Annotated in this window: 13 protein-coding genes and 1 tRNA gene; 7 read left to right on the top strand and 7 right to left on the bottom strand. The window is 67.0% G+C overall.

The genetic code is table 11. From position 1 onward, the window contains the following. Positions 1-7 precede the first annotated feature (7 nt). On the bottom strand, positions 8-445 hold the full coding sequence (locus tag JW364_RS04615) for a hypothetical protein (protein ID WP_058250000.1): 438 nt from the start codon (positions 443-445) through the stop codon (positions 8-10). Between the two features lie 96 nt (positions 446-541). Between JW364_RS04615 and JW364_RS04610 the strand changes: the two genes are divergently transcribed. Together JW364_RS04610 and JW364_RS04605 are read left to right on the top strand one after the other, a co-directional pair. Continuing rightward, positions 542-626 (top strand) — tRNA-Leu (locus JW364_RS04610). A 2,355-nt stretch (positions 627-2,981) separates the two neighbouring features. Continuing rightward, positions 2,982-3,200: a hypothetical protein gene (locus JW364_RS04605; protein WP_058250001.1), complete on the top strand. Its 219-nt coding sequence runs from the start codon at positions 2,982-2,984 to the stop codon at positions 3,198-3,200. 1 nt (position 3,201) lies between these two features. Here JW364_RS04605 and JW364_RS04600 read toward each other — a convergent pair whose 3' ends face one another. The 3 genes from JW364_RS04600 to JW364_RS04590 all read right to left on the bottom strand — a co-directional run bounded on the left by JW364_RS04600 (position 3,202) and on the right by JW364_RS04590 (position 5,954). After that, on the bottom strand, positions 3,202-3,486 hold the full coding sequence (locus tag JW364_RS04600; protein ID WP_068971347.1) for a hypothetical protein: 285 nt from the start codon (positions 3,484-3,486) through the stop codon (positions 3,202-3,204). A gap of 310 nt (positions 3,487-3,796) precedes the next feature. Then, a complete protein-coding gene (locus tag JW364_RS04595) occupies positions 3,797-4,156 on the bottom strand; it encodes an Lsr2 family protein (RefSeq protein WP_307814729.1) in 360 nt (119 codons plus the stop codon). A gap of 112 nt (positions 4,157-4,268) precedes the next feature. Beyond that, positions 4,269-5,954, bottom strand: coding sequence for a hypothetical protein (locus JW364_RS04590; protein ID WP_240198627.1), 1,686 nt, complete (start codon positions 5,952-5,954; stop codon positions 4,269-4,271). 190 nt (positions 5,955-6,144) lie between these two features. Between JW364_RS04590 and JW364_RS04585 the strand changes: the two genes are divergently transcribed. Both JW364_RS04585 and JW364_RS04580 read left to right on the top strand, forming a co-directional pair. After that, complete coding sequence (locus JW364_RS04585; protein ID WP_231742226.1) at positions 6,145-6,903, top strand: HNH endonuclease family protein; 759 nt, start codon at positions 6,145-6,147, stop codon at positions 6,901-6,903. 46 nt (positions 6,904-6,949) lie between these two features. Next, on the top strand, positions 6,950-8,503 hold the full coding sequence (locus JW364_RS04580) for a methyltransferase (RefSeq protein WP_058250005.1): 1,554 nt from the start codon (positions 6,950-6,952) through the stop codon (positions 8,501-8,503). Between the two features lie 140 nt (positions 8,504-8,643). Here the strand turns inward: JW364_RS04580 and JW364_RS04575 are convergent, their stop codons facing one another. From JW364_RS04575 to JW364_RS04565, 3 genes are all read right to left on the bottom strand, one after another. After that, positions 8,644-9,813, bottom strand: coding sequence for a PLP-dependent aspartate aminotransferase family protein (locus tag JW364_RS04575; RefSeq protein ID WP_058250282.1), 1,170 nt, complete (start codon positions 9,811-9,813; stop codon positions 8,644-8,646). Positions 9,814-9,821: 8 nt separating this feature from the next. Further along, a complete protein-coding gene (opgC, locus tag JW364_RS04570; RefSeq protein ID WP_058250006.1) occupies positions 9,822-11,123 on the bottom strand; it encodes an OpgC domain-containing protein in 1,302 nt (433 codons plus the stop codon). A gap of 69 nt (positions 11,124-11,192) precedes the next feature. Next, entirely contained in the window at positions 11,193-12,980 is a 1,788-nt protein-coding gene (locus JW364_RS04565) for a long-chain fatty acid--CoA ligase (protein WP_205333120.1), read from the bottom strand. 236 nt (positions 12,981-13,216) lie between these two features. Between JW364_RS04565 and JW364_RS04560 the strand changes: the two genes are divergently transcribed. The 3 genes from JW364_RS04560 (at position 13,217) to JW364_RS04550 (ending at position 19,810) form a co-directional block, all read left to right on the top strand. After that, complete coding sequence (locus tag JW364_RS04560) at positions 13,217-14,989, top strand: DEAD/DEAH box helicase (RefSeq protein WP_065629041.1); 1,773 nt, start codon at positions 13,217-13,219, stop codon at positions 14,987-14,989. Between the two features lie 201 nt (positions 14,990-15,190). Then, entirely contained in the window at positions 15,191-15,523 is a 333-nt protein-coding gene (locus tag JW364_RS04555) for a rhodanese-like domain-containing protein (RefSeq protein WP_058250009.1), read from the top strand. A gap of 105 nt (positions 15,524-15,628) precedes the next feature. Beyond that, positions 15,629-19,810: an AAA domain-containing protein gene (locus JW364_RS04550; RefSeq protein WP_137809292.1), complete on the top strand. Its 4,182-nt coding sequence runs from the start codon at positions 15,629-15,631 to the stop codon at positions 19,808-19,810. The last annotated feature ends 8 nt before the right edge of the window (positions 19,811-19,818 follow it).

Here is a 19,818-nt window from a genome sequence, read left to right as displayed (position 1 = left end):
GTCTCGGTCACTGCGGGCCTTTCGATGAGGGGGTGGGTCGAGCGTCGGTGGTGTGAGCGTCCGCGTCGCGGAGCTCGGCGAGATAGCGGTTGTATTCGACCAGGGCGACATCGTTGGCGGGGTCCGGCGATGCCAACGACGACGCGCTGGGGGTGGTGGGTCGCTCGGGCAGGATGCCCTCCGGGATCTCGGCGACGGAGTTCTTCGCCGCGACCTTGCGGGCTTCCTCGGGATCGCTCTCCAGGATGACGAAGCGGCGATAGGCATAGATCACGGCCGCGGCGAACGCCGGCCACTGCAGGGCGTAGCCGAGATTGAGTCCGGAACCGGATGCGGACTCGTACCGTGACCACTGCCACCACGCGAGCACCAGGCACACCACCGCAGCGGATACGGCGAGCACCGTGAGCGCGGGCCGGTGGGTGCGGCGACGGGTGGGGGACATGGCTACGACGGTACCTGGCCTGCGATGATCAGAACGCGGCCGGTAGGGTGGTCGCCGTTACACTGCGTGACTCACACTCCGGCGAGTCGCGCCCACGCGCGAGTGGCGGAATTGGCAGACGCGCTGGATTTAGGTTCCAGTGTCTCAGGACGTGGGGGTTCAAGTCCCCCCTCGCGCACCATAAACTCGCACCCGCAGTTGCGCTCGAAAGCCCTGCATCGTGAGTCGACGGTGACAGTGCTCCTCGCGCCTGGTGCAGCCTTGCCTAGGTAACAGCTCAAGTCGCGGCGCACTCGGCGCAGCAGAACTACCGACGCGCCGAGCACCCGTCGGCATCCGGCATGCCAACATTTCAAGCCTTCTCAGAACGGAAACACTTGCGGCAACGGTTGGCAGTGACGCCCGCTGGGCATCTCAGATTCCGCCCATCTAGATTGTCAATGACTGCGACTGTCTGGATGTTGGACATAGTTTGGCGGTAGCGAACCGTCGCACAGAGAAGAAACTCCGATCTGGGAACGGCGCCGGCAAGGTCTGTTGTCGGGACTGGATCGACCTCAACAGACGGAATTGTGTCGTCGAGTGCAGCGCCGATGACGTCGTCGAATTCAGTCGACCGGCGTGCATATCGAGATTGCGCTCAACATGCTCGTCGCCCGTTCTTCGATCATCTTGGGCGGACGGTCGCGAACCCTTGGAGCGCCGTGGCCGCTGCATGCATCTCGCGGAGTTCCGCTTTCGATGCCATGACCCGTTCTCAATGGACGCGGACTCGGCGGCCGGCTAGCGCCTTCGACTGGCGGCGCCAGATCACTCCATGAATGTCAGGGGTCTTCGATATGGTCACCTTTCCAATCAGTTGCAACTTACCTTTGCGGTTTCTGCGTCGCTTTTAGGATGCAAGCCGCACTCGACGGGAAGAGCGGTACAGAATGACTCGAACAAGAGCGCAACGTCTGCTATTGACGATGATCGCTCTACTTTGTCTGCGTTTTGGATTCCTACGACCGCGTCTAGAACGAAGAAAAAAGCCTTGCGCCGATGAAGCCCGTCTCGAGGCCCGAAGACTGTCAGCGGAAGCCAGGCGCCACGTCCGCGATCGATTTCGCTCTCGCGTAATCGGGGACGTGATCGGAGCCTTCGTAGTCACCTACGGCGCAGGCTATTTGGTCTGGCTTTTGGGACACCCGGGGCAGACGGACGCTCAGATGTTTGAGCCGTATCAGTGGGTTCCTGACATCCGACCACACTTAGATGGCCTCGTAACACCTGAGACCGCGCGAAACTGGATCGGTATCGCGCTGGCTGCTTCGGTGTCGATAAGTATCACACTGTCGATGCGAAACAAGGGGAGCGAATCCTACATTGAGCAAGCCGCAATGGCCCTATGGCGACAGTGTATGGATGCGATGACATCGGCGTTAGCATGCGCGTGCGTTGTAGTAATGACAGTCGGTTGGCTTGGTGTGCATGACAAGTCAGACGTCGGCGCGATGGTGCTGGCGACTTTTGGGACGATCGCTATCTTCTTGATGAGCAGCATCCTGCTCGATGACTTCAGCTCGGCGAGTCGCTACCGCCGCCAGAAAGTACTAGAGCAGCGACTCGACCGACTGCACAAGTGGCGGACAGTCCTGCGAGACAAGGGAGTGCCAAGTGTCTCGAACGGCCAGCGGCATTCCCTTGTCGGCGCCCTCTTCGTTAGGACCGCAGCGGTGAGTGCCCCGTTATGGGTGGGCGTTGTACTGTATGTCTCAGTCGTGAGGGTGCTTCGGGATCAGGCGATGGCCGGGAGTTACCTCTGGCAAACGGCGATACTCGTACCCACCGTCGTCACATTCTTTCTGTTTGTGATCGGATTCTGCGCTCTTACATCCTGGTCATCATTCAACACGAAGAGAATGAAGCTGCATTTTGTGTTGCAGCCATTCGCAGCCTGGATTCTTTGGGGTAGCGTAGCCCTGCCGACTACCATGGTCGCAGCCGTAGAGCGCGGGATCTCCTCTGGCGCATTTGTCGGTTTTCTGCTATTCGGTCTCCCACTAGCAATACTCAGTCTTTTTAGAGTTTCACGGGCCGGCAAGGTTCACCTACGCCGACGTCGGCTGTATCAGTTGGCCGTATGGTTCTCGCTGCCCGTTTGGGTACGAGTTCACGCGAGGCTGGACCAATCCGAACTGTTGTCACGTGCTGACCTGCAGCGGGAGTCTGCGAACCCCCTATACCGGGCGGTAGATCCGTGCGGAGAAGGCGACCCTGCATCGTCACCGTCTTCGCATACGATCGCGCGGGCGGCGAGTAGGTCAGTGAAGAAACATGTTCATGGTGGTTGGCGACCAGGCCGGGGCGTTGATGATAAGCCGGAACCCGTGGGTCGTGATGGCGTGTTCGGGTGCGAGGGTGGTTGAGAGTCCATGCGGCGAGGGCTCATGGCTCGTGTAGGTCGCGCGAGCGGGCGTTGGCTCGGGGGCTTCATGAGCGCTATAAGCAGGGTGTGGGCTTCGGTACTGCACCGCTGTGCATTAGGCGGCCCATTGTGAACCCAGACGGCTATCGCGACCGTCTGTTGGCCGGCAGCGATGGCGTCACCCTCACGGCTGTCGACGTGACCACCGGCGAGGTCGCGTGGACAGCACCGTTCCTCGCCATCGATTTCGACGCGGATGCGTTAGTCACCGGCAAAGCACTCGAGCCCTACGGCGACGGGTGGATCTTCTCGTCGGACCGTCGAATGATCGGGCTCGCGCCGCTCTGAGTCACAGCTCGGCCGAGATGACCTCGACCGCGTCGTCGTCGGCGAAGACGATCTGGTGATCGTCGGTCGAGATCGCCCAGCGGCGTAGTCGTGCGGTGTGCTCGTCGTCGATACGGGTCTCGACGGTGGTGTCGCCGGCCAGGTCCGCGAAGTCGTCGACGACCTCGCCCTCCCTTGTCGAACCGTCGTCGAGCGTGACCCTGACCCGGGCCGCCACGGAGACCTCCCCTGGGGCCTCGCCGTCAGCGTGGTCGGCGTCGACCGACTCGTTCTCCGTTGTGCTCATCCGGTTGTCCTGTCCCCTCGGGTGGCCTCCGACGGTGACTGCGTTGCACGTCGGTGGCACACCATGCGTGGACATCAGTTTATCAAAGATGTCCATTGACAGGATGAAGACGGGGAAGGTGCTGATCGGTGGCGGAATCCGCGCGGCATCTCGATTCGACGCCGCCGCAGGGTTTTTCCGCCCTGCCGGCGGAACTCCTTAGGGCAGAACGTAATCGGCGGGGGATCGACAATCAGCCCCGCGGAAGAACAATCGCCAGAGTCCGAAGAATCGGGCTCTGGCGATCAATGTGACAATACGGTGGACTATATCAGTGTGCGGAGTTGTAGGCCTCGACGATGTCGTTCGGAATGCGGCCGCGTGCGGGCACCTCATATCCGTTCTCCGCTGCCCAGTCTCGAATCGAGGCATTCACCGACGCACCACTCCCGGCGGAATTGGTCTTCGTCCGTGCTGATGGCGACCGTCGTCGGCCGCCGACCCGGGTCGATGCCTTGAGTAGTTTCGCGACTGTCACCTTGCCCTGCTCGATCTTGTCGAGATTGGCCGCGGACACGTCGAGCTCGTAGTCGACGCCGAGCCACGACCACGAAACGGTCTGTGCGTCTTGGGGATCGAGTTCGCGACCGTCCAGGTCGTCGACAAAGGTCACCGTCTGAATTTTCGACACGCCCCCAACGGTAGTCGATAGACGCGCGGGAAGCATGAACCTGCGCTTTCCCGGTGTCGGGATTCTCGGGCGAATCGTCCGACATCGCGATTACCGAATGCGCAACACGGAGTCAATTGCGGCCGGGAATGGCGAATCGGGGCGGTTCGGGATGGCGAATGGATTCTTCCGGACGTGACGGTTCCGATGTTCTCGACGCCGATGACCGGGAGGCTTCCGGCTTTCGCGTCGGCTTGATGCGGGGAGTCGAGTCGGTTGTCGTCCGCCGATTGGCCTCCGCGCCGAGTCCGCTGCCCGTCGTGTCGTCGACGCGTAGGCACATCGACCGGATTACGTGGTGCGCGGTCACCAGTCCGTAGGTCATCGGCAGGCCCAGGGCCGTGACGAGCAGTCTGGTGGGTCGTAGCGGGCTGTCACCGACGATCGACGGCTCGATGACATTGCCTACTTCCCGGATCAAATGCAGCGCCAACGTGTACGCATAATGCGCCGCGGTGATCGGTTTGCTGACCGTGAGCTCGTCCAGGGACACGGTCTCCCATGGGTCCGCCCCGTGGCCGATGTTGTGCCCGATGCCGAGAAGGATGTCGAGCGGCGCCCCGCCGAAGATCGGGATCAGCGAACCGAACAACGACGCCGCCAACTCGCCGACCGAGCGGTCCTCCGCGGGATCGAGCGGAATGAGGTTGTGATGAATGCGGATTCCGCGCATGGCGCCGAGAATTCTGGTGGTCTCGGCCCGGATGCGGGGTGCGTCGGCGGGATTGTTCTCCTGCGCCTGCGCAGACACATACCGCACCAGCCGGCCGAGTGTGAGCGACCCGATCGGCGTACACGTCTCGACATCCGCCAGGGCGAGGTGGTCGGCGATATCGGCCACCATCGGCGGGATCGGGATGTCGAAATGCACGGTGTCGCTCGCGCGTCCGGCCAGGGCGCGCTGTTCATCGGTGACGCGTGCGAGGCACTGCTCGAGGACCGTTTTCGCGGTGGCGCGCAGCAGGGCCTTCACCGCGAACTCCGACGAGAAGACGAAGGCCGAGATGAGCCAGTTGTAGGTGACGAACGGGGCCAGGAAGTCGGCGTCCGTGCCGGCGAAGGGGCTAACGAGGTCGGGGGTCGAACCGGCGAGGACGCGCGCGGGGATCAGGACCGTGGTGAACAGGTACAGCCACACCGTCTCCACGGCCTGGATGACGGTGATGTTCCCGAGGGGGATGGCCTCGGTGTGCCGGCCGTCGCGGATCTTCAGCAGGTTCGACACGAGGAGCTGCGAGATCGGGTCGCGGTAGTCGAGTGCGGGATCGTCGTCGTCGGCGCCGAGGGTGAGGGGGTGCTCGGTGACGGCGAGGGTCGACACGTGCAGACGGCGCATGTCGCGGTGCGCCGCGACCCGGCTCTGCCTCGCCGCGGCACGCAGAGACGGCGGCAGGACCTCGTACACCGCGTCGAAGACAGAGTCGTACACCACTGCGAGGGTCGTGAAATCGCCGCTTGCGCAGCGTGTCTCGGGGCCCTCAATTGACTTCGGCGTGGGCAGCAGCGGGCGGCTCATGGTCTCGATGCGCTCGAGTCGCTCGGGGTAGGTCTCGGTCTCCGGGTCGACGGTCGGTGTCAGTTCGTGGACCGGCGTCGCACGCAGGGGTGACGCGGAGAAGGGTGCCGGGCTGCCGAGCACCGCGGCGGTGCCCGACCCGCCGGCAAGAGTGGGCAACGACATCGCCAGAGTGAACACGGCGAACATCCGCAGAACCCATGGCGGTACACCCCGCGCCGCATTGCCCCGACCTGAACTCATGCACCCACTACCCGAATAGTCGTTGGTACCCCGGCGACAGTGTCGGCGGACGTCGCCGTCGCCGGCGTCGTGCGCGACCAGAGAAGTCCGCGAAGGGGAAGTTAGTCGAACGAATCTTAAGGTGCGGGGCGGAAGTCCGCGCACCGGGTGGACCGGAGAAGCTGTCGGTGCGTCGTGCAACGATCTCCGGGTGAGACGTCGAGCGGCATGGTTGTCGGGGGTGTTCGCCACGGTGGCGGGCGCCGTGGCCGCCGGTGCGGTGCTTCTGTCGGGCGTCGACGTCGAATCCGGTCCGGGCCTCGAGCGGCTTCCGTCCACCACCAGCCCGGTCGAGTCGCCATCGCAGCCGGCATCTGTCGCGCCGCCGCAGGCTCAGCCACCGACATCCGACAGTGCACTGGCCGATCTCGCGTTGTTGCAGGTGAAGGGCCGCGCACCCAAAACCGGATATGCCCGGGCACGGTTCGGCAAGGCCTGGGACGACGCGGTCGACGTGCAGTTCGGACGCAACGGTTGCCGCACCCGGGAGGACATCCTGCGGCGCGATCTCACCGGCATCACCTTCCATGCCGACGGATGTCGCGTGCTCGCCGGCACGCTGGACGACCCCTACACCGGTACGACCATCCCGTTCACCCGAGGACAGGACACGTCGGCGCTGGTGCAGATCGATCACGTGGTGGCGCTGTCGGACGCCTGGCAGAAGGGCGCGGCCGGGTGGACCGCGGTCAAGCGCATCGAGTTCGCGAACGACCCGCGAAATCTCCAGGCGGTCTCGGGAGCCGTGAACCAGCAGAAGGGAGACGGCGACGCGGCGACCTGGCTTCCGCCGAACAAGTTGTACCGATGCACCTACGTGAGCCGGCAGATCGAGGTCAAGAAGATCTACGGGCTGTGGGTGACGCCTGCCGAACGCGACGCGATGAGTCGGGTCCTCGCGTCGTGCTGAACCCGTCGAGCCGCGGGCGCGCCGGTCGTCGGTAGCCTTGGGGACCGTGACCGCGGACCAGGGACGACCCCAGCCATTCGCCGACCGCGTGGATCGTCATCCTCTGTCCGAGCCCGCCGTCGTGGCGACCCTCGGTGGTGATCTGCGGTCGGCGGGATACACGAACGACGGTGTCACCGAACTGCTCGGCGATGGCGCTCACGATGCCCTCGTCCGCGGTGTCTGGTGGCCGGCCCTCGCCGCGACGCGTGATGTCACCGACCAGCACCGCCGGCTGGCGACCCTCGTCCGACTGTTCCTGCTGGGCTCGGACGAACCCGAAGCCGCTGTCGCGGCGGCATTTCCGACGACGGGCGTCGATGTGCTGGTCACGCAGGGCGTGCTGGCCCGGGTCGATGAATCGCTTCTACGGGCCCGCCTTGACATTCGTCCGCACGCCGACGACACCCGCGACTACCTCGTGATCGCCGACCAGGATGCCGCAATGCGACCCGGACCCGTTGCCCGCGACCACGTCCTGGGGATCGGCGGCGCGTCGATCTCGCTGGCCCGGGCCGTCATCCGCGAACCCGTCCGCCGAGCTCTCGACATCGGAACCGGATGTGGCATCCAGGCGCTGCATCTCGATGCGCACTGCGAGCAGATCGTGGCCACCGACACGAACGACCGGGCGCTGGCGCTGGCTGCGGCGACGGCCCGCCTCAACGGGATGTCGTGGGATCTGCGGGCGGGGAGCATGTTCGAACCCGTCGCGGGGGAGCGGTTCGACCTGATCGTGTCCAACCCTCCGTTCGTCGTCGGCGCGGGCGGGCAGGACTACATCTACCGCGACTCGGGCGTCGTCGGGGACGGGTTGTGCGAGCAACTCGTCCGGGAGTTGCCCGCCCATCTGAATCCTGGTGGCACCGCCCAGATCCTGGCCAACTGGGTCATCCGCGAGGGCGAGGACTGGCGGGAACGGGTCCGCTCCTGGCTCGCCGGCACCGGACTCGACGCCTGGGTCGTCCAGCGGGAGGTCGCCGACCCCATCAGCTATGTGTCGCTGTGGTTGTCCGATGCCGGTGAGGACGAGGCGACCGCCGCGCGGCGAGGTGCGGAGTGGCTCGAATGGTTCGAGGCCAACGGCATCGTCGCCATCGGGATGGGCTCGATCACCGCCCGCGCCCCGCTCGAGGGCGAGCACCGCGAGCCCGACGTCGTGATCGAGGAGATCACCGGCGCCGGTGAAGAGGTGACCGGTCCCGAGGCCCAGGCGTTCCTCGCACGACGGCGCTACCTACGGGAGACCACGGACGAACAGCTGCTCGCTCGGCGGCTGTCGGTGGCCCCGGTCATGCTCGAGGAGCACTCGCTCCCCGGGGACGAGGGCTGGCAACAGGTGTCGGCCGCCGTCCGCCGGCCCGGGGGTCCCGGCGCCGTTCTCGGCGTCGACGAGGTCTCGCGCGCACTGCTTGCCGGCAGTCGGGGGCAGGTCCCGCTGGGCGTACTGCTCGAACTCCTCGCCGACTTCCACGGCGTCGACGCCGACGCACTCGCCGAGGCGGCGCTGCCCGTGGTGCGCGAGGCGATCGGCCGGGGGATTCTGGACGAGGCGACCTGAGGGTGGTTGCGGGGGAAGTGGTTTCGACACGGCTCCTCGCTTCGCTCGGTGCCGGCTCAACCAGCGGGGGTGGGCTCTCGGCTTCGCTCGGTGCCGGCTCAACCAGCGGGGGTGGGCTCTCGGCTTCGCTCGGTGCCGGCTCAACCAGCGGGGGTGGCCGGGAAGGTCGCGTCGAGCGCCGCGGCGAGATCCGCGATGAGATCGTCGGCGTCTTCCAGCCCGACGGAGAACCGCAGATGTCCCCACTCGCGGAACGGTTCGGGGTAGGCCGCGACCCGTGGGCCGTCGGTGCCGACATGGACGATGAGTGACTCGTCGTGTCCCAACGACACCGCCGAGGTGATCGTCGTCAGCGCCGCGACGAATCGGTTCTGGGTGGCCGGATCGCCGCGCACCGCGAACGCGATCATGGCCCCGAAGCCGCGGCCGCCGAACTGTCGTGCCGCGAGGTCGTGTTCGGGATGCGACGCCAGACCCGGGTACCGCACGTAGGTGATGCGCGGGTCGTCGTCGAGGAAGGCCGCGACCCGCTCGGCATTGCGTTGATGCTGGGCGAACCGGAGCGGCAGGGTGATCGCGCCGCGGGCGATCAGCCATGCGTTGAACGGCGAGATGACGCCGCCGACGTCGACCATCGCCTGTTCCCGGATCTGCGACATGAGCTCCGACCGGCCGAGCACGGCACCGCCCATGGCGTCGCCGTGCCCGTTGATGTACTTGGTCAGCGAATGGACGACGAGGTCCGCGCCGTCGGCGAGCGGACGGTACAGAGTGGGCGGCGTGAAGGTGGCGTCGACGAGCAGCAGGGCGTCGGCGTCGGCGGCGATCTGCGCCAGCGCGCCGATGTCGGCGACCTTCGTCGTCGGATTGGCGATCGTCTCGGCGATCAGCATGCGGGTGCTGGGGCGCAGGGCGGCCCGGGTGGCGTCGAGATCGCCGACATCGACGAAGGTCGCCTCGATCCCGTACTTGGTCGGCAGCAGTTCCGACCAGAGCTTCCAGGTGGCCTCGTAGGTGGTGTCGGACACCACCACGTGGTCCCCGGCGGACAGGAACGTGAAGAACACCGCGTGCAGCGCGGCCACGCCCGAGGCCAGGACGACGGCGTCGTCGGCCTCTTCCAGTGCGGCCAGCTTGTCCTGCAGCGCAACCTGATTGGCGCCGGTGTTGCGTGTGTAGAACAGTTGCTCGGTGCCCGACCAGCTCATCGCCTCGGGTTCGGGCGGGAGGTGATACGAGTTCGCCATCGTGATGGGCGTCCGCACCGACGGGCCCGACGAATCGTTTCCGGCGTGCACGCTGCGTGTCATCTCACCCGTCACGGATGAACTCCCATCGGCTCGGTCGCACGTGTCCCGGCCGGCGCTGTTCCGGCCCGGACTGGCCCGTCTCGTTCTGGCCCGTCTTCGGCTGTCCCGGTCCGGTCGACGCCGGGCAGGTCGTCGACGACCGGTCGGGGTTCCCGGGTGACGTCCGAGCTCTCCGGGGTGGGGACGCCGGGCTCGGGGCCGGGGACGATGTCGGGTCGATGCGGACGCACGAGCCGGACCATCCGCAGCGGTAGTTTGTGCAGTTTGTCGACGTGAGCGAAGTACCGGAACTCGGCCCACCCCCAGCAGGCGGCGAACACCAGGAGCGCGACGGCGTCCATCGTGACGGTGTTCCAGGGGCGGTGTGCGATGTGGATCGGCACCACGACGAGGGCGATCGCCTGGATGACGTAGGAGTCGAGACTGCGGGTACCGGTCATGACGAGTGGGCGCAGCCAGTTGTGATGCCACCACCTGAGCAACAGTCGGAAGATCCCGTAGACGGCCGGAATGGCCAGATAGGCGCCGATCGCGCGGGCCGGGCGGAAGTCGAGTTTGTCGGCGACCGCCGGTTCGAGATGGGCCCACGGCCCGTAGTCGATGCCGAAGTGAAAGAACAGTGCCACCGCGAGCGCGACGGCGACGATCGCGATGATCCAGCGGTCGACGAACTCCGTCACACGCCACTGCGACCAGTTCCAGCCGATCACCAGTGCCGGGACGAACATGATCTGCCAGCCGGCGACGTTCTGGATGTGCGGTGCCGCCTGGTAGGCGCTCAGATAGAACCAGTCGGGGGAGTGGACCAGCGAGATCAGGTACAGGGCGATCGAACCGGCGAGCACCCAGCGCCACCAGCCCTGACGCAGGAGGGGGAACAGCCCGAAGGCGGAGATGAGCAAGACCATGTACAGCAGCAGGATGTTGCCCCCGCTGGGCAGGTAATCCATGGTCAGCGCCAGGCGCAGGCCGTCACCCCACCCGTCGACCGGCAGCAGGAGTGTCAGCCATCGGTGACCGGCCAGGGCGGCCGCGACCGCGACGAGGGCGATCGCCAGCTGGCACAGATAGAGGACGACGATCCGCTTGGCAAGACGCTTGTATGCGAAAGCCAGCCCATGGCGAGCGACCCATCGTTGATAGACCAGACCCAGCACGACGCCCGAGAGCATCACGAACGCGGACATGCCGTCGACGTACGGGAAGGCGTGGGTCGGGGTGGCCAGCACGGACTCATGCGCGAAGTGCGCGGTGATCATGCTCCAGATGGCCACCCCGCGGGTGGCATCGATGGCCAGGTCTCGTTTCATTGACTTGCACGATAGACAGCGCCGCGGCCCGGGGGCATCCCGGGCCGCGGCGAGTCGTGAGAGATCCGCTCAGGTGTAGAGGTCGGCGATCGCTTCCTTGTGCGCGTCGTGGATGACATTGCGCTTGAGCTTCATGGTCGGGGTGAGCTCACCGGTGTCGATGGTGAAATCGGTGTCCAGGATCGAGAACTTCTTGATCGCCTCGGCGTTGGAGACCTTGGTGTTCGCCTCCTTGACCGCGGCGTCGATCTCGGCCTTGAGATCGGCGTTCTCGACCAGGTCCGAGATCGGGGTGTCGGCGGGCAGGCCATGACGGTCCAACCAACCGGGCACGGCCTCGGGGTCGATCGTGATCAGCGCGGCGATGAACGGCTTGTTGTCGCCGACGACGAGGCATTGGCTCACCATCGGGTGCGCCCGGATGGTGTCCTCGAGCTGCGCCGGGGAGACGTTCTTGCCGCCCGCGGTGACGATCAGTTCCTTTTTGCGGCCGGTGATGAAGAGGTAGCCGTCGTCGAGGGTGCCGATGTCACCGGTGTGGAACCACCCGTCGCGGATCGCGTCGTCGGTGGCGGACTGGTTCTTCCAGTACCCACCGAACACGACCGGCCCCTTGAGCAGGACCTCGCCGTCGTCGGCGATGGCGACGGTGACGCCGGGGATCGGGCGTCCGACCGAACCGACCTTCTGGTTCTCCTCGTTGTTGGCCGTCACCGCGGCCGTGGTCTCCGACAATCCGTAGCCCTCGTACACCGGGATGCCGACGCCGCGGAAGAAGTGGCCGAGGCGCGCACCGAGCGGAGCGCCACCGGAGATCGCTCCCTCGCACTGGCCGCCGAGGGCGTCGCGCAGCTTTCCGTACACGAGCTTGTCGAAGACGGCGTGCCGGAGCTTCAGGCCGAGGCCGACCTTGCCGGCTTCCGTCGCCTTGCTGTATTCGATCGCCGTGTCGGTGGCCTTGTCGAAGATCGACCCCTTGCCGCCGTCGTAGGCCTTCTGCTTGGCCGAGTTGTACACCTTCTCGAACACGCGCGGCACCGACAGCACGTAGTTCGGCTTGAACACGCCCAGGTCCGCGACGAGGTTCGTCAGGTCGTTGGTGTGGCCGAGGATCACGCCGTTCTCGACGCAGCCGACGGCGACGACGCGGGGGAAGATGTGCGCCAGCGGCAGGAAGAGCAGCGTCGACTTGCCCTCCCGCATACCGGCGCCGACCGCGTCGCGGGTCGCGGCCGTCTCGGCGAGGAAATTCGCGTGCGTCAGGACGACGCCCTTCGGCCGTCCGGTGGTGCCCGAGGTGTAGATCAGCGTGGCGGCATCCGACGACAACGCATTCGCCTGACGCTGGTCGAGGTCCGCGTCGGCGGTCTTCGCGCCGCGCTTGGTGACCGTGGGGAGCGCGTGGTCGTCGATGACCAGGGTCTCCTTGAGGGTGGGCGTCTCGTCGATGACCCGGAGATGGCGGGTGTAGTGCTCATGGTTCTCGACGAACAGCAGCTTGGCGCCGGAGTCCTCGAGAATCCACTGGACCTGGTCGGGGGCGGACGTCTCGTAGATCGCGACGGTGCACGCCCCGGCGCGCCAGATCGCGTAGTCCAGCACGGTCCACTCGTAGCGCGTCGACGACAGGATCGCGACGCGGTCACCGGCCTGCACACCCGAGGCGATCAGACCCTTCGCGACCGCGTCCACCTCGTCGGTGAAGTGCTTGGCGGTGACGTTGACCCACTGGTTGTGCGAGCGCTTGCGGAAGAGCGGCATCGTGGGGCGCTCCGCGCGGTAGCGCAGGATCGTGTCGACGGTCGTCGCCTTGTCGTCGATCGTCAGATCGGACGGGGTGGCGTACTGCTGCTGCATGGCACTCCTGAGACGGGAGAACAAATGGACATTCCGGACACCGGTGTGCGTGTGACCGGGACCGATGGCCGGATGAGTGGCACTGACAGTACCAGTATTCGTTAGATGCATCACACCGGTGACCGAACGTGGCTCGTGCCCTGCTCAGGGGGCTGATGCGACCCCGCCCGGGCGTGATGCCGACTTTCTGGTGGACGGCCATTACAGTTGAGGGCGATGAATGAGACTTCCGCCGCATGAGTACCTCGAATCACGGCGAGCACGACGCCCCCGCCGACCCGCAGGTCGGCTCGTTCGACGACCTCGAGATCGACCCGCGGGTACGCGCGGCCATCACCGACGTCGGCTATGAAACCCCGTCGCCCATCCAGGCGGCGACCATCCCGCCGCTCATGGACGGACGCGATGTCGTCGGCCTCGCGCAGACCGGTACCGGCAAGACCGCCGCGTTCGCCATCCCGATCCTGTCCCGCCTCGACACCTCCGCGCGTACCCCGCAGGCGCTGATCCTCGCGCCGACGCGAGAGCTGGCACTGCAGGTCTCCGAGGCCTTCGGCAAGTATTCGGCGCACATGCCCGAGGTGAAGGTGCTGCCGATCTACGGCGGGCAGTCCTACGGCGTCCAACTCGCGGGTCTGCGTCGCGGCGCGCAGGTCATCGTCGGCACACCCGGTCGGGTCATCGACCACCTCGATCGCAAGACCCTCGACATCTCCGGTCTGGAGTTCCTGGTCCTCGACGAAGCCGACGAGATGCTGACGATGGGCTTCGCCGAGGACGTCGAGCGCATCCTCGCCGAGACCCCGGACACCAAGCAGGTCGCGCTGTTCTCGGCGACCATGCCCAGTGCCATCCGGCGCCTCGCGCAGAAGTACCTGAACTCGCCGCAGGAGATCACGGTCAAGTCCAAGACCGCGACCGCGCAGAACATCACGCAGCGCTATCTCCAGGTTTCCCACCAGCGCAAGCTGGACGCGCTGACACGCTTCCTCGAGGTCGAGACCTTCGACGCGATGATCGTGTTCGTCCGCACCAAGCAGGCGACGGAAGAACTCGCCGAGAAGCTGCGCTCGCGCGGGTTCTCCGCGGTCGCCATCAACGGCGACCTCGCGCAGGCGCAGCGGGAACGGACCATCAACCAGCTGAAGAACGGCTCGATTGACATCCTCGTCGCGACCGATGTCGCGGCCCGCGGGCTCGACGTCGACCGCATCTCGCATGTCGTGAACTACGACATCCCGCACGACACCGAGTCCTACGTGCACCGCATCGGCCGTACCGGGCGCGCCGGCCGCTCGGGCAACGCGCTGCTGTTCGTCTCGCCGCGCGAACGCCACCTGCTGCGTGCGATCGAGCGCGCCACGCGGCAGACGCTGACCGAGATCGGCCTGCCCAGCGTGGACGATGTCAACGCACAGCGGGTCGCGAAGTTCGCCGACTCGATCACCCAGAACCTGTCCTCGGACAACCTGGATCTGTTCCGCGGGCTGATCGAGAACTACGCGCGGGACAACGACGTCGCGATGGCCGACATCGCGGCCGCGCTGGCGCTCGAGACACGAGACGGCGGTTTCCTGATGACGCCGGACCCGCCGCAGTCGGAGAAGCGCCCCGAGCGTGAGCGTGCTCCGCGGCGCCCGGGCGCGAGCTTCGCGACGTACCGCATCGCCGTCGGCCGCAAGCACAAGGTGTCGCCCGGTGCGATCGTCGGTGCCATCGCCAACGAGGGCGGCCTGACCCGTGCCGACTTCGGCAACATCAGCATCCGCGACGACTTCAGCCTCGTCGAGCTTCCCGATGATCTCGACAACGAGACCCTCTCGTCGCTGCGGCATACCAAGATCGGGAAGAACCCGATCGACATCCGCAAGGACATGGGCGCACCGCGCACGCGCGGGGGCGCCAAGCGCGGAGCCGGCGGGCACGGCGGCGGGCGGGACGGTCGTCGTGGCGACAATTGGGGTAAGCGTCCGTCCCCGCGTGTCGCGGGCCGCGGTCGCCATTCCTGACCCTGACGGTTCCGCTGCGGCTCGTCTAGCAGAGGGAGCGCATGAATGCGCCCTTCTGAGAGCTGTGTGAGAAAACTTGTCAATTCGAGATCGTTCCGTAACCTGGTCGACGGGGGTCATTCACGCCACGGCCGTCACCCGATGGCCGTCGCGAACGCATGAACACGGACAAATTCGAGCAACAGGATTGGTGAGTCACCGGTGTCAGTGGTGAATTCGATTTCGGCAGTCGAGGCAATGAATCACAGCCGCGAGGGGAACGCGGTCGTCGTCGACGCACGGCCCCAGGTGGTCCGGCATCAGGGGAGTCTGCCCGGTGCCCTCGTGGTTGACCCGACCGAGGTGCCGAAGCGGTTCACCCCGACTCCGTCGGGCACCTTCCCGGTGATCCGCGACCGCGACACCGAGATCGCCGTGGTGTCGGTCCGTTCGGAGGCCCCGCGGATCGCCGAACAGATCGCCGAGTGCGGATACACCAACGTGCGCTATGTCGACGGCGGATACCGCGCGCTGCGTTCGAGTTCCGTCGGCTGACCGGCCCGGTGTCGGGAATCCGGCCGACCCGCGCGGCGGCACGGAGTTCCTCTGACCAGCGTCTTGTAGCGTAGGAGTCGCCGGCGACGAGAGGAACACATCGGTATGCAGGATGACACGCGCGAGACGTTGCGCGATCAGGTCACCCGACTGATGACGTTTCTGGCCGATCTCGTCCGGTCTCGCTCCGGTGACGTCCACGACATCTCCGACCACCCCGGCCATGTCTGGGTCGGTCCGTCCACCGCCGTCGCCGTACGGTCGAACGCGGTGCCGGGCCAGGTCGTGGTGGAGGTCGGCCCGGACGATCCCGACGCCGCTCGGGCCGGCGCGGTCCACGCCGAACTCGCCGCGTTGGTCGACGCGCTCGGCGCGGAGCCCGAAGAACTCGAACTCGTCATCGCGTCCGCACTGGTCACGGTGCGGGACGCAACAGACGCGGACGCCGACCCGATGGTCCGCGAACACCTCCTCAGTCAGGTTCTGGTCGCCGACCGCGACGCGGACGACACGATCCGGTTGACGCTCGGGGCGGGCTCGTCTCCCGCGGTTCGCGACACTCATCTGCTCGCTGCTCTCGACGGTCTCGATCTCGCGGGTGCTGTCGGGATCCGCGGCAAGCTGTCCGCGCAGACCTCGGTGCTGTCGCCGAAGACCGCCGAGCTGACGGGCGAATGGCGCGAGGCGATCGAGGTCGACGCCGAGCGTGTGTCGTTGACGGTGGAGAGTCGGCCCGCGGTGGTCCTCCGTCGCCGCGGGGTGGAGAGTTCCCTCGCGTTCTACGACGCCATCATCGACGACCTGCGGGACGAGGAGTCGGAGGTACCGGTCGGGCTGACCCAGCTCGTCCGCCCGATCGAGGCTCCCGACCGTCTCGCCGCCCTCCGCGCCCCCGGCGTCCTCGATCCAGCGGACCTGGTCGCCGATGCGCTGTTCCCGTTGCCGTCCAATGCCGAACAGCGCGATGTGCTCGCCCGGCTCGGGTCCGACACCGGTGTGGTGGTCGAGGGTCCGCCCGGAACCGGCAAGACCCACACCATCGCCAACGTGACCTCGGCCTTGCTGGCGAAAGGACAGCGCGTCCTGGTCGTCAGCGAGAAAGCCCATGCGCTCCACGTGCTCCGGGACATGCTGCCGCCCGCTCTGCGGGCGCTCACCGTGTCGATCGCCGACGTGTCCCAGGACAGTTCCGAGGGCATCGTCGATGCGGTGACCGAGCTCGCCGAACGCAAGGCGTCGTTCACGCCGGGGGTCGCCGACGCGGAGATCGCCGACCTGGCCGCGCGCCGCGATCACGCTCTGCGACAACGGGATCAGCTGCTCCGCGAACTCTGGGAACTGCGTGCGGAAGAGACCGAGGTCCACGAATGGGTCGCGGGGGACTATCGGGGATCCCCGGCGGAGATCGTCCGCCGGGTGCGGGCGGACGCCGCCGCGTTCGACTGGATGCCCGGGCCGGTCCACGGCGCGGTGCCCCCGCTGGACTCGGCCGAGTTCGTCCGGCTGGCGGACCTGCTCGCGAGCACCGGTGGCTCCGGATCGCGTCTCGCGCAACGGTTCGTCGACCTCGACCACCACCTGCCCGAGCCGGGGGAGATGGACTCCGTCTGCACCCGGATCGCCGCGCGGCCCCGCGAGCCGATGGCCGGCGCCGGGACGCTGCTGTCCGTGCTCGACGGGGTCGACAGTGACCGGTTGGTCCGGATCAAGGACATCTGCGACGAACTCGCCGTCGCCTCCGGCGAGGTGGCGTCGTACCCGGAGCCGATCGTCGACATGGCGGATCGGCTGCTCGCCGGACGCGCCGCGCACCTCTGGTCGCGGGTGACGACGCTGTCACCGGTCATCGCCGAGGCCGCTCGTCGGGACCGTGACCTGGGCGCGCACGCGGTCGTCGTCGACGGGGCGCGGCCCGGCGACGCCGCGTTGTTCGACGCCGCCGCCGACTTCCTGCGAGACGGCGGTCAGTGGCGGGGACGGTTGCGGCGTTCGCCCGAGCAGCGCGCGGTCGAGGAGTCGCCGGTGCGGGCCACCGTGGACGGGCGGCCTCCTCGCGACGAGGCCTCGTTGCGCCGGGTCGCCGATCACCTCACCGTCATCGACGCGGTACATCAGGTGCATCGCATCCTGGCGGACCTGCACGTCCCGGTGGACGCGTCGGGGTCGCGGTCGGCGCAGCTCGACCACCTCGTCCGCCTGGACAACCAACTGGCGTGGATCTCGAGGCTGCTCACCGGCCGGGAGCATCTCGTCCGTGAACTCGAGGCGATCAGCCCCGGCGGCCCGAGACCACGTACCGTCGCCGAGGCAGCCGAGGTGGCCCATCAGGCGCGATCGGTGGCGGCCGCCAACGACGCGGTCCTCGCCGAACAGGAACTCGCCGACCGCGTGTACGGCCTGACGACCGAACTCGAACAGGGGCCGTCGCCGGAGGGTGACGCGCTGCTCTCGGCACTCGCCACGGCCGACCCGGTCGCGATCCGAGACGCGCGGCGCGCGTTCGCGGCCGCCGCAGCCGAGGCCGACGAGCAGAATGCCCTGGAGCTTCTCGGGCTCCGATTGCGCAGCCGGGCACCCGAACTCGCGAAGACGATGTGGTCGAGCGCGCAGGACCCGATCTGGACCGAACGCGCCCGGGACATGGGCGCGGCGTGGGCGTGGCGGTTCGCCCACACCTGGGCGGAGGAACGCAGCGATCCGTTTGCCGAGGACCGGCTGCAGTCCGACCTCGACGCCGTCGAGGTCGACATCGCGGCCCTCACCACCCGGCTCGCCTCTGCGCGCGCCGTCCGCGAGGTGCTGGCGCGCACCACGGCCGGCGAGTTGCAGGCCGTGCAGTCCTACCGCGACCACATGATCAACCTGGGCAAGGGATCGGGCAAACATGCCAATCGTTTCCGACGCGCGGCGCGCGAGGCCATGGCCGAGGCGCGCAACGCCGTGCCCGCCTGGATCATGTCGATCAGCCAGGTGGCCGAGACCCTCCCACCGCGCCGCAACTCCTTCGACGTCGTCATCGTCGACGAGGCGTCCCAGGCCGACATCACCAGTGCGTTCCTTCTCTGGCTGGCCCCGCGCGTGATCGTCGTCGGTGACGACAAGCAGTGCGCGCCCGTCGGTCTCAGCGGCACCAGCCTCGATTCCGCGTTCGCCGAACTCGATGCCACGCTGCCCGACCTCCCGACATACCTACGCGACGGGTTGACGCCGCGGTCCAGCCTGTTCTCGTTGTTGCGCAGCCGTTTCGGCAACGTCGTGGGACTGCGGGAACACTTCCGGTCCATGCCCGAGATCATCGAGTTCTCGTCGCGCCAGTTCTACGGGTCCGCGCCGCTGATCCCGGTGCGCCAGTACGGTTCCGACCGGCTCGAACCATTGCGGACGGTCGCGGTCGACGGAACGGCCACCGGGACCGGCAACGGCATCAGCAACGAGGCCGAGGCGGCCGCCATCGTCGACGCCCTCCGGGGGTGTCTGGCCGATCCGGCATACGACGATCTGGACTTCGGTGTGATCGCGTTGCAGGGCGTCAAGCAGGTGGAGACGATCGAGAAGGCGCTGCGCGCCGCGATCGACACCGAGACCTGGCGCTCGCGTCGTATCCGCGTCGGCTCACCCCCGGACTTCCAGGGAGACGAGCGGCGCGTGGTCTTCCTGTCGATGGTCGTCTCGGACGCCGGTGCGATCTCCGCGCTGACCCGCGCGGAGTCCCAACGCCGGGTCAACGTGGCGGCCACCCGGGCCATGGACCAGTTGTGGCTGTTCCATTCGATCGGACTCGACGAGTTGCGCCCCAACGACCTTCGTGCCTCGCTGCTGTCCTATGTGTCCGCCAACGAGGGTCCGTCGATCGGGGCCATGCCGTCCGACGTGCCCGACGATCGACGCGTGAGCCCGTTCGACAACCTCCTCGAACAGCGCGTGTTCAACCGTCTCGCGGCGCTCGGCTATCACGTGACCCCGAAGGTCACGGTCAACAACCGGATCGTCGACCTGGTCGTGTTGGGGGCCGATGCGCGCATGGCCGTCGAGTGTGATGCCGACGAGTTCGCCGGGACCGGGCAGCAGGCTCGGTCGGATCTGGAGCGCGAGCGTGAATTGCGCCGTTGCGGTTGGGAATTCGTCCGCGTGCGCGAGTCGGAGTTCGAACTCGATCCCGACCGCGTGCTCGATCATGTCGCCGCCGTGCTCGACGAGCGCGGGTGCAAGCCGGGGTCGCTCGTCGCGGTTCAGACGACGGACGACGTCGGGAGATGGCAGCCGATCGACCTCACCGCGGGGGAGTGACGCCGCAC

It is taken from the genome of Gordonia sp. BP-119 (assembly GCF_016924115.1).
Taxonomy (GTDB): Bacteria; Actinomycetota; Actinomycetes; order Mycobacteriales; family Mycobacteriaceae; genus Gordonia; species Gordonia hongkongensis.
The sequence above is the reverse complement of the archived record's forward strand: the minus strand, read 5'-3'. Positions and strand labels throughout refer to the sequence as shown.